13 protein-coding genes are annotated in these 13,521 nt (G+C 59.5%); 8 read left to right on the plus strand and 5 right to left on the minus strand.

Going from position 1 to position 13,521, the window contains the following annotated elements; all coding sequences use genetic code 11:
• The first annotated feature begins 139 nt into the window (after window positions 1-139).
• Window positions 140-1,438 (plus strand): mechanosensitive ion channel family protein, encoded by a 1,299-nt coding sequence (locus AF70_RS12195; RefSeq protein WP_028939362.1) that lies wholly within the window; start codon window positions 140-142, stop codon window positions 1,436-1,438.
• Between the two features lie 125 nt (window positions 1,439-1,563).
• Here AF70_RS12195 and AF70_RS12200 read toward each other — a convergent pair whose 3' ends face one another.
• Entirely contained in the window at window positions 1,564-2,208 is a 645-nt protein-coding gene (locus tag AF70_RS12200) for a hydrolase (protein WP_007934054.1), read from the minus strand.
• A 157-nt stretch (window positions 2,209-2,365) separates the two neighbouring features.
• On the opposite strand from AF70_RS12200, the gene AF70_RS12205 reads away from it, so the two are divergent.
• A complete protein-coding gene (locus AF70_RS12205; RefSeq protein WP_028939361.1) occupies window positions 2,366-3,253 on the plus strand; it encodes a LysR family transcriptional regulator in 888 nt (295 codons plus the stop codon).
• A 6-nt stretch (window positions 3,254-3,259) separates the two neighbouring features.
• Here the strand turns inward: AF70_RS12205 and AF70_RS12210 are convergent, their stop codons facing one another.
• The 3 genes from AF70_RS12210 to AF70_RS12220 all read right to left on the minus strand — a co-directional run bounded on the left by AF70_RS12210 (window position 3,260) and on the right by AF70_RS12220 (window position 5,466).
• A complete protein-coding gene (locus tag AF70_RS12210) occupies window positions 3,260-4,126 on the minus strand; it encodes a carboxylate/amino acid/amine transporter (RefSeq protein ID WP_019580786.1) in 867 nt (288 codons plus the stop codon).
• A gap of 260 nt (window positions 4,127-4,386) precedes the next feature.
• A complete protein-coding gene (locus AF70_RS12215; RefSeq protein ID WP_019580787.1) occupies window positions 4,387-4,986 on the minus strand; it encodes an FMN-dependent NADH-azoreductase in 600 nt (199 codons plus the stop codon).
• A 150-nt stretch (window positions 4,987-5,136) separates the two neighbouring features.
• Window positions 5,137-5,466 (minus strand): hypothetical protein, encoded by a 330-nt coding sequence (locus AF70_RS12220; RefSeq protein ID WP_007934049.1) that lies wholly within the window; start codon window positions 5,464-5,466, stop codon window positions 5,137-5,139.
• 49 nt (window positions 5,467-5,515) lie between these two features.
• Here AF70_RS12220 and AF70_RS12225 point away from each other — a divergent pair, with 49 nt between their 5' ends.
• The 5 genes from AF70_RS12225 (at window position 5,516) to aqpZ (ending at window position 10,641) form a co-directional block, all read left to right on the plus strand.
• A complete protein-coding gene (locus tag AF70_RS12225) occupies window positions 5,516-6,439 on the plus strand; it encodes a LysR family transcriptional regulator (protein ID WP_028939360.1) in 924 nt (307 codons plus the stop codon).
• A 14-nt stretch (window positions 6,440-6,453) separates the two neighbouring features.
• Window positions 6,454-7,257, plus strand: a complete 804-nt coding sequence (locus AF70_RS12230; protein WP_028939359.1) for an alpha/beta fold hydrolase — start codon at window positions 6,454-6,456, stop codon at window positions 7,255-7,257.
• Window positions 7,258-7,260: 3 nt separating this feature from the next.
• Window positions 7,261-7,824, plus strand: a complete 564-nt coding sequence (locus AF70_RS12235) for a peptidylprolyl isomerase A (protein ID WP_007934039.1) — start codon at window positions 7,261-7,263, stop codon at window positions 7,822-7,824.
• An 88-nt stretch (window positions 7,825-7,912) separates the two neighbouring features.
• Window positions 7,913-9,745, plus strand: a complete 1,833-nt coding sequence (locus tag AF70_RS12240) for an ABC transporter ATP-binding protein (protein ID WP_028939358.1) — start codon at window positions 7,913-7,915, stop codon at window positions 9,743-9,745.
• A gap of 197 nt (window positions 9,746-9,942) precedes the next feature.
• On the plus strand, window positions 9,943-10,641 hold the full coding sequence (gene aqpZ, locus AF70_RS12245) for an aquaporin Z (RefSeq protein WP_018926734.1): 699 nt from the start codon (window positions 9,943-9,945) through the stop codon (window positions 10,639-10,641).
• A gap of 34 nt (window positions 10,642-10,675) precedes the next feature.
• Here the strand turns inward: aqpZ and AF70_RS12250 are convergent, their stop codons facing one another.
• Window positions 10,676-11,800: a GNAT family N-acetyltransferase gene (locus AF70_RS12250; protein WP_019580789.1), complete on the minus strand. Its 1,125-nt coding sequence runs from the start codon at window positions 11,798-11,800 to the stop codon at window positions 10,676-10,678.
• A 278-nt stretch (window positions 11,801-12,078) separates the two neighbouring features.
• On the opposite strand from AF70_RS12250, the gene AF70_RS12255 reads away from it, so the two are divergent.
• On the plus strand, window positions 12,079-13,401 hold the full coding sequence (locus AF70_RS12255; protein ID WP_019580790.1) for a putative porin: 1,323 nt from the start codon (window positions 12,079-12,081) through the stop codon (window positions 13,399-13,401).
• The last annotated feature ends 120 nt before the right edge of the window (window positions 13,402-13,521 follow it).

The raw sequence follows: 13,521 nt of genomic DNA on the forward strand, positions 1-13,521 counted from the left end.
GCGCGAAGGCCGAGTTTCTTTATACAAACGGCTGCAAACAGTGGCTTTTTTGTTGCCTGATTTGTCTCAAAACGTCATCCGCAACCTCTTAAATGCTCTAATCGCCCCGTCGCGCCCTACAGAAGAAGCGTTTTCACCCATGGATATCAAACAGCTCTGGCTCAACGCCCAAGACCTCTGGGGTGCCCTTGATCAGCACCCGCTCCTGCATTCCACACTCGCGCTGATGTTGCTGCTGGTGGTGGCGCTGGTGCTCGGACGAGTGGCGCGTTACCTCATTCTTCATGCGACCAAAATGCTCGGCCGCCAGCCGGCGTTGCACTGGGTCAACGATTTTCGCCACAACAAAGTGTTTCATCGCCTGGCGCAAATGACGCCATCGCTGGTGATCCAGTTCGGCCTGCACCTGGTGCCGGAGTTGGGCAAGACCAGCCTGAACTTCCTCGGCAACGTGGCGCTGGCGTTCACCATCCTGTTCCTGGTGCTGGCCATCAGTGCGTTGCTCAATGCCCTGCTGGACATCTATGCCCGCACCGAACACGCCCGCACCCGCTCGATCAAGGGTTATGTGCAACTGACGAAAATGGTGTTGTTCGTGTTTGGCGCGATCATCATCGTCGCCACGTTGATCGACCGTTCGCCACTGTTGCTGCTGTCGGGTCTGGGCGCCATGTCGGCGGTGATTCTGTTGGTCTACAAAGACACCCTGTTGTCATTCGTCGCCAGCGTGCAACTGACCAGCAACGACATGCTGCGGGTCGGCGACTGGATCGAGATGCCGCAAGTCGGTGCCGACGGTGACGTGGTGGACATCACTTTGCACACGGTCAAGGTGCAGAATTTCGACAAGACGATTGTGTCGATCCCGACCTGGCGCCTGATGTCCGAGTCGTTCAAGAACTGGCGCGGCATGCAGCAGTCCGGCGGACGGCGGATCAAGCGCAGCCTGTTCATCGACGCCAGCGGCGTGCGATTCATTCGTGACGACGAAGAGCTGAAGCTGTCCCAGGTGCATTTGCTGACTGACTACATGAGCCGCAAGACAGCCGAGCTCAAGGCCTGGAACGAAGCCCAGGGCAACGTCGCGGCGATGGCGGCCAACCGTCGGCGGATGACCAACATCGGCACCTTCCGCGCCTATGCGCTGGCGTATCTGAAAAGTCACCCGAAGGTTCAGCAGAACATGACCTGCATGGTGCGGCAGATGCAGACGACGGCGCAGGGGATTCCGCTGGAAATCTATTGTTTCACCCGCACCACGGCGTGGGCGGATTACGAGCGGATTCAGGGGGATATTTTCGATTATCTGCTGGCGGTACTGCCGGAGTTCGGATTGAGTCTTTATCAGCAGCCGAGTGGCGGGGATTTAAGGGCCGGATTGCTTCCGGCCATGTTAGGCGCGAGCCACATTCCGGAGCCGGAAAAACACATCATGTAAACACCGCCCCTGAGCGAGCGGTGCGGCGATCCGACTTGCCCGCGAAGGCGCAGTGTCAGTCAACATAGTTATCGACTGATACTCCGCCTTCGCGGGCAAGCCATGCTCCTACAAGGGTAACGGTGTTATTTGACCTGACGCTGCGGCGCCTTGTGCACCATGGTGTAGGCGTAATCCACGCCCATGCCATACGCGCCGCTGTGCTCCAGCACCAGTTCCATCACCGCCTCGTAAGTGTCTTTGTGTGCCCAGTCACGCTGGTATTCCAGCAGCACTTGTTGCCAGGTGACCGGCACCGCGCCTGCCTGAATCATCCGCTGCACCGACATGTCGTGAGCTTCTTTGGTGGTGCCGCCAGACGCGTCGGTCACGATGTACACCTCGTAGCCTTCAGCCAGGGCTTCCAGCGCCGGGAAGGTCAGGCAGACTTCAGTCCAGAGCGCGGCAATGATCAGCTTCTTGCGGCCGGTGGCTTTCACCGCGTCAACCAGCGCCTTGTCTTCCCAGGAGTTCATCGAGGTGCGCTCGATCGGCTTCTGCTCTGGGTGAACAGCCAGCAACTCCGGCCAGATGAAGCCGCTGAAGCTTTCGGTTTCAACTGAGGTGTAGATCGTCGGCACGTTGAAAATCTTCGCGGCCTTCGCCAGACCCACGGTGTTGTTCTTCAGGGTCTGACGGTCGATCGACTGCACGCCGAACGCCATTTGCGGCTGGTGGTCGATCAGGATCAGGGCGGAGTTGGTTGGGTTGAGCAATTCACGGTTAGACATGGCGCGTTCCTTTTGATGTCGATTTGTTTAATGAGTATTGGGTGAGTCACTTGCCTCAAGCTGTTTGCTTGCTGGCTTGGAAGTAACTTTACGGGCTAGATAAAAAAGGGACAATTACCTAAAATCGAGAATAATTGATTCTAAAAAAGGGACAATCGTGGATCGGATCGAATGCATGCGCGCCTTTGTCGTGACGGTTGGCGAGAACGGCTTCGCAGCTGCCGCTCGCGCGATGGACGTGCCGCGATCAAAGGTGAGTAAACAGATTCAGGCGTTGGAGGAAGCAATCGGCGTGCAATTGCTGCAGCGCACCACGCGCAGCCTGCACTTGACCGAGGCTGGCGCCGAGTATTTCGAGGCGGCGCGGGAGGTGTTGTCCGCGCTGGACGAGGCCGAGCAGCGCGCTCGAGACGGCATCGGCGAGCTACGTGGGGTGTTGCGGGTGAATGCGCCGATGTCGTTCGGCCTGCATCGCCTTGGACAGTTGATTCCGCTGTTCCATGAGCAGCATCCGAACATCGAGCTTCAACTGGTGCTCAGCGATCAACAGGTCGATCCAGTGCGTGGCGGCTTCGATGTGACGATTCGCATCGCCAGCATGCCAGACTCGACCATGATCGCCCGGCAACTGGCACCGGCACCGCGGATCATGGTGGCCTCCCCCGCCTATCTGGCGCGTGCAGGCATACCGCGGACCCCGCAAGACTTGCGCGCGCATCAATGCCTGAATTACGGGTATCTGCAAAGCGGCGTGAGCCTGCAGTTGTGCAATGGCAAGGAGACGCAACGGGTCAACGTTTCCGGCCCGTTGCACGCCAACAACGGCGACTTGCTCGCTCAGGCCGCCGAAGCCGGGATGGGCATCGCCCTGCTGCCTGATTTCATTGTGGAAGACGCGCTGGCGGCAGGCCGGCTGGTGCCGGTGCTGTGCGAGTGGCAGGCACCAGCGATTACCATCAACGCGGTTTACCCTTCCTCGCGTCGCGTACCGCAAAAGACCCGGGCATTTATTGAGTTTCTGGTGGCGCAGTTGGCGCCGAATTAACCCGGTTTAGTGTGCAATGACGGGTTGGCGTACACCCAACCGGCTGATCCACACCGCCGCCAGAATGACCGATCCACCCAACAACAACCGCCCCAACTCTTCATGCTGATTCCAGATCAGCAAATTGATCAGCAAGCCCACCGGCACATGCAGATTATTCATCACCGCCAGCGTCCCGCCATTCACCAGGCACGCGCCCTTGTTCCACCAGTACAAGCCCAGCGCGGTCGAGACCAGTCCGAGGAACAGCAGCACGCCCCATTGCAGCGGCGCTTCGGGCAGGAAGTTCTGTTTGCCGAACAGCAGAAATGCCGGCAACGCCACCGCCAATGCGCCCAGATAGAAGTAGCCGAATCGCCGGTAATGCGGCAGATCGCTCGGATGGCGGGCCACCAGATGTTTATAGAGCACCTGCCCGGCGGCGTAGGTGAAGTTGGCCAGTTGCAGCAACAAAAAGCCCATGAAGAAGTCCGGATTGATCCGGTCGTAGCGAATCACTGCCGCACCCGCCACGGCCACCAATGCCGCGATCAAGGCCCACGGATTGAAGCGCCGGTTCAGTGCGTCTTCGATCAGGGTCACGTGCAGCGGCGTGAGGATGGTGAACAGCAACACTTCCGGCACCGTCAGCACGCGGAAGCTCAAATACAAACAGACATAGGTCACACCGAACTGCAGCGCGCCGATCAGCAACATCCCGCGCATGAACGCCGGCTCGACCGAACGCCAGCGTGTCAGCGGAATGAACACCAGCCCCGCCAGCAGCACTCGCACCAGCACTGCGAAGTAGCTGTCGACATGACCGGCCAGATACTCGCCGATCAAACTGAAGGAAAACGCCTGGATCAGCGTGACAAAAAGTAGATAGCCCATGCTCGCCTCGTTTCGAATGGCGGCGACGATAGCGGTTTTTGCCCGTTATCGCGAACGGTCGGCCAACAACAGGCCCGTTCCCACAGGATCATCAGCGCCCACTAAATCCCAGGCAAAAAAAAGCCCGATCTCGCTAAAGCGTTCAATCGGGCTAGAGCACTCAGGAGCAATAAGTGCAAAGGGAGGTTCGATGCGCGTACAGGCTTGAAGGGTTGCGCCAGGTCACTAGACCATCCAGCGATTATCTGGCGATTAACGACTCAGGCGACCTGCGCCAGTTTGGCGTTGGCCTGGTTCAAGCCTTTCTCCTGGAAGTCGCCGCCCAGGTTCATGCCTTCGGCGTGAATGAACGTGACATCGTGGATGCCGATGAAGCCCATGACTTGACGCAGGTAAGGTTCCTGATGATCCGCAGTGCTGCCGGCGTAGATCCCGCCGCGAGCGGTCAGCACGTAGGCACGCTTGCCGCTGAGCAAACCTTGCGGGCCGGTTTCGGTGTATTTGAAGGTCACGCCGGCACGCAGCACATGGTCGAGCCAGGCTTTCAGGGTGCTCGGAATCGCGAAGTTGTACATGGGCGCTGCCATCACCAGCACGTCGGCGGCCAGCAGTTCGTCGGTCAATTGGTTGGAGCGTTCCAGCGAGGCCTGTTCGATCTCGTTGCGTTGTTCGACAGGTTTCATCCAGCCGCCCAGCAGGTTGATGTCCAGGTGCGGCACCGGGTTGACGGCCAGGTCACGGACGGTGATCTGGTCGGCCGGGTGTGCGGCTTTCCACTGGCTGATGAAGGTCTGGGTCAGCTGGCGGGAAACCGAGTCTTGCTGACGGGCGCTGCTTTCGATGATCAGAACGCGGGACATGGGATGTAGCCTCCATCTGAGAATGCTGTAAGTCGATGGAGTGAAGGTTAAACAGAGTCATATCGATGAAAAAGCGCAAATAACTGCTATAAAGCATCGATAAATTCGTTTATAAGCGAAGCATGCCCAGGCGACATGCTCCGCTTGAAGTCATTTCGGGGTGCAAGTCAGGTCGATACGCAGCTTGATGATGGTGCGGGTGAACTTGGCCGTGGCGTTTTTGTGCTTGCCGGCAGGTACGTCGATCTTGCGGGTGCGTGGCGCTTCCGGGCCGTTATTGAAAACCACTTTGCAAGTGACGTCGGTGTCGCCGTAGTTGTTGACCTGAATGGAGCCGATGTCGGCGTCCGTGTCGTAGGCGTTGTAGTCGACCTTCAAACCGTTGAGCTGTTTATTGACATCGATCGGATAGGCAAACGCAGTCAGAGGCAACATCGCCAACACCGCACACCCCGCCATCACACAACAGATTTTTTTCATTCGGCAGTCTCCAATAAGAACTGCCAGCTTAGGACAAGAGGAGCTCAACATGAAAGCGCCCCGCGTGACCCTTGATCAATGGCGAACGTTGCAGGCCGTGGTCGATCACGGAGGTTTCGCCCAGGCCGCCGAAGTGCTGCACCGTTCGCAATCGTCGGTCAGCTACACCGTAGCGCGCATGCAGGACCAACTCGGCGTGCCGCTGTTGCGCATCGATGGCCGCAAAGCGGTGCTCACCGAGGCCGGCGGCGTGCTGCTGCGCCGTTCCCGGCAACTGGTGAAACAGGCCAGCCAACTGGAAGACCTGGCCCACCACATGGAACAAGGCTGGGAAGCGGAAGTGCGGCTGGTGGTCGACGCCGCGTACCCGAGCGCCCGCCTCGTCCGCGCCTTGACCGCGTTCATGCCGCAAAGTCGTGGCTGCCGGGTGCGGCTGCGCGAAGAAGTGTTATCGGGGGTGGAAGAAGTATTGCTCGAAGGCGTGGCCGATCTGGCCATTACCAGTTTCAGTATTCCCGGCTACCTGGGCGCGGAGCTGAGCGATGTCGAATTCATCGCGGTCGCCCACCCCGAACATGCCCTGCATCGTCTGAATCGCGAGCTGAGCTTCCAGGACCTGGAAAGCCAGATGCAAGTGGTGATCCGCGACTCCGGCCGTCAGCAACCGCGAGATGTCGGCTGGCTCGGTGCCGAACAGCGCTGGACCGTCGGCAGCCTGGCCACTGCCGCGACCTTCGTCAGCAGCGGTCTGGGCTTCGCCTGGTTGCCCCGGCACATGATCGAGCGCGAATTGAAGGAAGGTACGCTCAAGCTGCTACCGTTGGACCAAGGCGGCAGCCGCAACCCGAGTTTCTATCTGTATTCGAACAAGGACAAACCCTTGGGCCCGGCCACGCAGATTCTCATCGAACTGTTGCGCACCTTTGACACCGCGCCGCTGGATGCGCCCTTCGCCGCACCCGAACAAGCCTGACACGGAGTGTACCCATGGCCTATTTCGAACATGAAGGTTGCAACCTGCACTATGAGGAATATGGTCACGGCACCCCGTTGCTGCTGGTTCACGGGTTGGGCTCCAGCACCCTGGACTGGGAAATGCAGATCCCGGCGCTCGCCGCCCACCATCGGGTGATCGTGCCGGATGTGCGCGGCCACGGGCGCTCCGACAAACCCCGCGAGCGCTACAGCATCGCCGGGTTCAGCGCCGACCTGATCGCGCTGATCGAACACTTGAACCTTGGCCCTGCACATCTTGTGGGGCTTTCGATGGGTGGCATGATCGCTTTTCAACTGGCGGTGGACCAGCCGCAACTGCTCAAGAGCCTGTGCATCGTCAACAGCGCGCCCGAGGTCAAACGGCGCAGCCGCAACGATTATTGGCAGTGGTTCAAACGCTGGAGCCTGATGCGCGTGCTGAGCATGGGCACCATCGGCAAGGCCCTGGGCGCCAAACTGTTTCCCAAGCCGGAACAAGCTTCGTTACGACAAAAAATAGCGGCGCGCTGGGCAAAAAACGACAAACATGCTTATCTCGCCAGCTTCGATGCCATCGTTGGCTGGGGGGTTCAGGAACGACTTTCCAGGGTTTCGTGTCCAACCCTCGTCGTCAGCGCCGACCGTGACTACACCCCGGTCGCGCTGAAAGAAACCTATGTAAAACTGCTGCCCGATGCGCGGCTGGTGGTGATCGCCGATTCGCGCCACGCCACCCCGCTGGATCAACCCGAACGCTTCAACCAAACGCTGCTCGAGTTTCTCACCGCAGTCGACACCACCACTCAGGATCACTGACCCATGCTGAAAAAAATCGCCCTCGTCGCCGGCTCCGTTCTGTTTGCCGCCAACCTGATGGCCGCCACGCCGGCCAAGGCACCGCACGTGCTGCTGGAGACCACCAACGGCCAGATCGAAATCGAACTGGACCCGGTCAAGGCGCCGATCAGTACCAAGAACTTCCTTGAGTACGTCGACAGTGGCTTCTACAACAACACGATCTTCCACCGTGTGATCCCGGGCTTCATGGCTCAGGGCGGTGGTTTCACTGCACAGATGCAACAGAAGGAAACCAAGGCACCGATCAAAAACGAAGCCAGCAACGGCCTGCATAACGTGCGTGGCACACTGTCGATGGCGCGTACTTCGAACCCGGATTCGGCCACCAGCCAGTTCTTCATCAACGTGGCCGACAACGCCTTCCTCGATCCGGGTCGCGACGCCGGTTACGCCGTCTTCGCCAAAGTGGTCAAGGGCATGGACGTGGTGGACATCATCGTCAACTCTCAGACCACCACCAAACAAGGCATGCAGAACGTGCCTGTCGACCCGGTGCTGATCAAGTCGGCCAAGCGCATCGACTGAGTACACCGGCAGTCTTGAGCGGTGGCCGGTCGATATCCGGCGCCGCTCATATCGTTTAAAGGAGAGCCCGTACGCGGGCGGAGAACTGATGCTTTATCGCCGTTTCGAAAAACTGATCGACATTTTCCGCGACGCCCCGACGGCGGCTCCACCGAGCCGGGTTCTCTCCTTCTACACCTACTACCTCAAGCAGGTCTGGCCAATCTTCGCCGTTTTGTTGGTCGTCGGCCTGTTCGGCGCGCTGATCGAAGTGGCGCTGTTCAGCTACCTGAGTCGCATCATCGACCTGACCCAGAACACATCCAACGTCGACTTCTTCAAGGTCCACGGCGTGGAATTGGCCTGGATGGCGGCGGTGGCGCTCATCCTGCGCCCCTTGTTCCTCGCCCTGCATGACATGCTGGTGCACCAGACCTTGAGTCCCGGCATGACCAGCCTGATCCGCTGGCAGAACCACAGTTACGTGCTCAAACAGAGCCTGAATTTCTTCCAGAACGACTTCGCCGGGCGCATCGCCCAACGCATCATGCAAACCGGCAACTCCCTGCGCGATTCTGCCGTGCAAGCGGTGGATGCGCTGTGGCACGTGCTGATCTACGCGATCAGCTCGCTGGTGCTGTTCGCCGAAGCCGACTGGCGCTTGATGATCCCGCTGCTGATCTGGATCGCCGCCTACATCGGCGCGCTCTATTACTTCGTGCCGCGGGTGAAAGAGCGTTCGGTGGTGTCCTCCGATGCGCGCTCCAAACTCATGGGGCGGATCGTCGACGGCTACACCAACATCACCACCCTCAAGCTGTTCGCCCACACCAACTTCGAACAGCAGTACGCCCGCGAAGCCATCGCGGAACAGACCGAAAAAGCCCAACTGGCCGGCCGTGTGGTCACCAGCATGGACGTGGTCATCACCAGCATGAACGGCCTCTTGATCGTCGGCACCACCGGGCTGGCCCTGTGGCTGTGGACGCAGTCGCTGATCAGCGTGGGCGCGATTGCCTTGGCCACCGGGCTGGTGATCCGCATCGTCAACATGTCCGGCTGGATCATGTGGGTGGTCAACGGCATTTTCGAAAACATCGGCATGGTCCAGGACGGTTTGCAGACCATCGCCCAACCGGTCAGCGTCACCGACCGCGAACAGGCAAAACCCTTGGCGGTGGCCCGTGGCGAAGTGCGTTTCGAACACGTCGATTTCCACTACGGCAAGAAGAGCGGGATCATCGGCGACCTCAACCTGACCATTAAGCCCGGCGAAAAAATCGGCCTGATCGGCCCCTCCGGCGCCGGCAAATCGACGTTGGTCAACCTGCTGCTGCGCCTGTATGACGTGCAGGGCGGGCGGATCCTCATCGACGGCCAGAACATCGCCGAAGTCGGGCAAGAAAGCCTGCGCGAACGCATCGGCATGATCACCCAGGACACCTCACTGCTGCACCGCTCGATCCGCGACAATTTGCTGTATGGCAAACCCGACGCCACCGACGCCGAACTCTGGGAAGCGGTGCACAAGGCCCGTGCCGACGAGTTCATCCCGCTGCTGTCGGACTCCGAAGGCCGCACCGGTTTCGATGCCCATGTCGGTGAGCGCGGGGTGAAACTCTCCGGTGGCCAGCGTCAGCGGATTGCCATCGCCCGGGTGCTGCTCAAGGACGCGCCGATCCTGATCATGGACGAAGCCACCTCGGCACTGGATTCGGAAGTCGAAGCAGCAATCCAGGAAAGCCTCGAAACCCTGATGCAGGGCAAAACCGTGATTGCCATCGCCCACCGTCTCTCGACCATCGCCCGGATGGACCGCTTGGTGGTGCTGGAAAACGGCAAGATCGCCGAAACCGGCAGCCACGCCGAACTGCTGGCCCATGGCGGTTTGTATGCACGGTTGTGGCAACACCAGACCGGCGGGTTTGTCGGGATCGATTGAGCCGCGGTCTTGGCGCCATCAGCCATGCACAAGAACACCAGAAACCGCCAGACCCCGCAAACCAAGGGCTCTGGCGGTTTTTATGGCCACTGGAATTCCGCAAAAACCCTGCTGTACTCAGCCAGAGTACTGGAGATGGTTCTGTAGTCCATCTACCGGATGCACAACGACAGTGTTATCTCGACAGGGAACTCGCTATGTCTTTGTTCAAACGTTCGGCTACAGAATTGGTAGGTACGTTCTGGCTGGTATTGGGGGGTTGCGGCAGTGCAGTTCTGGCGGCAGCGTTTCCAAACGTGGGGATCGGTTTACTCGGGGTGTCCCTGGCATTCGGTTTGACGGTACTGACGATGGCCTTCGCCATCGGCCACATCTCGGGTTGTCATCTCAACCCTGCGGTTTCGGTCGGACTGGTCGTCGGCGGACGCTTCCCTGCCAAAGAACTGCCCGCCTACATCATCGCCCAGGTGATTGGCGGAATCATCGCAGCGGCCCTGCTGTACTTCATCGCCAGTGGCAAACCCGGCTTCGAACTGGCCAGCGGCCTGGCGTCCAATGGCTACGGCGAACACTCGCCAGGCGGCTACTCGATGGCGGCGGGGTTTGTCAGTGAACTGGTGATGACCGCCATGTTCATCCTGATCATTCTCGGCGCCACCGATAAACGCGCCCCGGCCGGGCTGGCGCCCATCGCCATCGGCCTGGCGCTGACCCTGATCCATCTGATCTCGATTCCGGTCACCAACACCTCGGTCAACCCGGCCCGCAGTACGGGGCCGGCGCTGATTGTCGGGGGTTGGGCGATTCAACAACTGTGGCTGTTCTGGCTGGCGCCGATTTTGGGGGCGGTCATCGGTGGTGTGATGTATCGCTGGTTGGGCAAAGAAGACAGTTAATCTGCGCGACTGAGCCTGCAATCAACGGCGAAGATCAACCTTGTCGATAAGGCAAGGCGGTCTTCGCCTCTTCTGCATACCCCAGCACCCCGGCGCGTTCGCGCTCGAGGAAGTCTTTCACCGCCGACTTCAAGCCCGGATGGCGCAGGTAATGCCAGGAATGGGTGATCACCGGTTCAAAGCCACGAATCAGTTTGTGTTCGCCCTGAGCGCCGGCGTCGAAACGCTGAAAGCCGTTGGCAATGGCGTAATCCATACCCTGATAGAAACAGGTCTCGAAGTGCAGGCGATCGAACTCCGCCAGGCACCCCCAGTAACGGCCATAAAAGCTGTCGCCGCCGACCAGGCTGAAGGCCATGGCCACCGGCCGTGAACCTTGTTTGGCCAGCACCACGCGAATCGACTCTGGCATGCGCTCGGCCAACAGACTGAAAAATTCCCGCGTCAGGTAAGGCGTCTGCCGACGCACCGCGTAGGTATTGGCGTAGCAGGCGTACACGAAGTCCCACTGCGCCTGGGTCAGCTGCCGGCCTTCCAGCCATTCGAAGTCGATGCCCTGCCCCGCCACTTGCTCACGCTCCTTGCGCATTTGCTTGCGCTTACGCGAACTGAGGGCGTCGAGAAAGTCCTGAAAATCCCGGTAACCACGATTCTGCCAGTGGTACTGACAGCCAATGCGCTGCAACCAGCCTGGCTGTTCGGCCAATGCAGCGTCGGTGAACGGATCGGTGAAATTGATGTGGGCGCTGGAAAGTTTTTCTATCTCCAGATAACCCGGCAGGCTCTGCAAGAGTTCGAAACCGTCCTCGATCGTCGCCGCCAGCAATCGCGGCCCGCTGACCGGACTGAACGGCACCGCCGTCAACAGTTTGGGGTAGTAGTCGATACCCGCACGCTCACAGGCATCGGCCCAGGCATGGTCGAACACGTATTCGCCGTAGGAATGCCATTTGCGGTAACTGGGCAGCGCGGCGATCAGGCGCTCGCCTTCGACATGCAGCAGATGCTCGGGCTGCCAGCCGGAATGCGGGCCCAGGCTGCCGCTGTCTTCCAGTGAACCGAGGAACGCGTGGCGCAGAAACGGCTGATTCTCCGGCACCAGGGCATCCCAGGTACGGGCTGCGATTTGCGACAGTGTATGCAGACGTTGCAGCGGCATTTTCCTCTCCACATCTTGGCGTGACAGCTCCGCGAGTATCGCCGATCGCAGAGCGATCCACACGCGTCAATCCAATACAAGGCTCTGAATCGGGCATTTCGGAAATGTTTGTATCGTCATCGACCTGCCATCACTTCGCCACTGACCTGTCATAAACCATCGCGATACTGGCGCCTGTTTTTAGAGCGCCGGGTTCTACCCGGCCACTGTTTTCCGACCTTCAACTGTCGGTTGTGTCCAGGATGGTTCAGCCATCCCTCTCATCTTCGGAGATTGCTATGCGTCTTGCTTCCACGAAAACTGCGGCGGCCTTGTGCGGTGGCCTGTTGCTGGCCATGAGTGTTCCGGCCAGTGCCGCAGTCGACGCCAAACTGCTCGACATGCTCAAGGCTAACGGTTCTATTTCCCAGGCGCAGTACGTTGAACTGCAAACCGAACTTGCCAAGGATCAGAAGGCTCAGCAAATCGCGCAGCAGGCGCAGCAAGAGACCAACGAACAAATAGCGGTCGCCGCGAAGAAAGCCAACGAGCTGAGTGCCTTCGACCAGAAGCTGGCCTGGGCCGCCAAGACCCAGTTCAAGGGCGACGTTCGCGTACGCCAGGAAACGGTCAAGATCGACGGCGAACCCAACAACGGTGGCCGTGACAAGGATCGTCAACGCATCCGCGCCCGTCTGGGTGCCTACAGCGAAATCAACCCGCAAGTGGACACCGGCATCCGCATTGCCACCGGCGGCGGTGACGATGCTCGCTCGACCAACCAGGACATGGACAACTACTTCGACAAGAAGCAGATCTGGCTGGATCTGGGCTACATCGACTACCACCCGGACGCCATCAAAAACCTGCATGTGATCGGCGGCAAGATGCTGCAACCGTGGGTCAGCATGGGTGATGTGATCTGGGACAGCGACATCAACCCGGAAGGTCTGGCAGTGACCTACAAATACCCGCTGGGTAGCAGTGCCGAACTGTTCGGTAGCCTGGGCAACTACAACCTCAAGGACAACGTCGACGGCGAAGGCGTGCAATTTCGTCACGACCTGCGTCTGACCGCCGGCCAGTTGGGCAGCCGTTTCGCCATCACCGACAACCTGAAACTGACCGTCGGCGGCAGCGTCTATGCCTACCAGAACGACGAAGACAGCCGTTGCACCGGCACCTCCACGCCGTGCGCCCTGGCCGTCAACGGCAACTCGGCCAACAACGAGTTCCGCCTGTACGAAGGTTTCAGCCAGGTCGATATCGGCGGCTTGCCGATGCCGCTGTCGTTCTACGGTCAATATGTGAAGAACAACGATGCGGTGACCGATCAGGACACTGCCTGGCTGGTCGGTGCCAAGTCGAAAGTCTTCGGTTTCAACCTCGACTACAACTACCGCGACGTGCAGCGTAACGCCGTGGTCGGCGCCTTCACCGACTCGGACTTCGCCAACGGCACCACCGGTTCTCGCGGTCACAAGTTCAAAGTCGGTTACGACATCGACAAGAACTTCGCCCTCGGTGCCACTTACTTCCTGACCAAAGCCGACTTCTCCAGCCGTACCCAGCGTGATGCCGACACCAACACGCTGCAACTGGACGCGGAAGCGAAGTTCTAAGCTGCGAAGCAACACACTTCAAACGATGCGGTTTACATACGGTCGTGTCGTTTGAAGAGGTTCAACAGTCTGGCGCGGGGCAACGATCCCCATCATCCGTTCGTTTCACCCGCGCCGGCC

Origin of the sequence: Pseudomonas sp. KD5 (assembly GCF_012932895.1) — a bacterium.
GTDB lineage: Bacteria > Pseudomonadota > Gammaproteobacteria > Pseudomonadales > Pseudomonadaceae > Aquipseudomonas.

What these genes read in the sequence shown, in the direction of transcription:
- AF70_RS12195 (WP_028939362.1), top strand. Translation starts at nt 140, where the DNA reads ATGGATATCAAACAGCTCTGGCTCAACGCCCAAGACCTCTGGGGTGCC.
- AF70_RS12200 (WP_007934054.1), bottom strand. Translation starts at nt 2,208, where the DNA reads ATGTCTAACCGTGAATTGCTCAACCCAACCAACTCCGCCCTGATCCTG.
- AF70_RS12210 (WP_019580786.1), bottom strand. Translation starts at nt 4,126, where the DNA reads ATGGGCTATCTACTTTTTGTCACGCTGATCCAGGCGTTTTCCTTCAGT.
- AF70_RS12215 (WP_019580787.1), bottom strand. Translation starts at nt 4,986, where the DNA reads ATGTCCCGCGTTCTGATCATCGAAAGCAGCGCCCGTCAGCAAGACTCG.
- AF70_RS12220 (WP_007934049.1), bottom strand. Translation starts at nt 5,466, where the DNA reads ATGAAAAAAATCTGTTGTGTGATGGCGGGGTGTGCGGTGTTGGCGATG.
- AF70_RS12225 (WP_028939360.1), top strand. Translation starts at nt 5,516, where the DNA reads ATGAAAGCGCCCCGCGTGACCCTTGATCAATGGCGAACGTTGCAGGCC.
- AF70_RS12230 (WP_028939359.1), top strand. Translation starts at nt 6,454, where the DNA reads ATGGCCTATTTCGAACATGAAGGTTGCAACCTGCACTATGAGGAATAT.
- AF70_RS12235 (WP_007934039.1), top strand. Translation starts at nt 7,261, where the DNA reads ATGCTGAAAAAAATCGCCCTCGTCGCCGGCTCCGTTCTGTTTGCCGCC.
- AF70_RS12240 (WP_028939358.1), top strand. Translation starts at nt 7,913, where the DNA reads ATGCTTTATCGCCGTTTCGAAAAACTGATCGACATTTTCCGCGACGCC.
- aqpZ (WP_018926734.1), top strand. Translation starts at nt 9,943, where the DNA reads ATGTCTTTGTTCAAACGTTCGGCTACAGAATTGGTAGGTACGTTCTGG.
- AF70_RS12250 (WP_019580789.1), bottom strand. Translation starts at nt 11,800, where the DNA reads ATGCCGCTGCAACGTCTGCATACACTGTCGCAAATCGCAGCCCGTACC.
- AF70_RS12255 (WP_019580790.1), top strand. Translation starts at nt 12,079, where the DNA reads ATGCGTCTTGCTTCCACGAAAACTGCGGCGGCCTTGTGCGGTGGCCTG.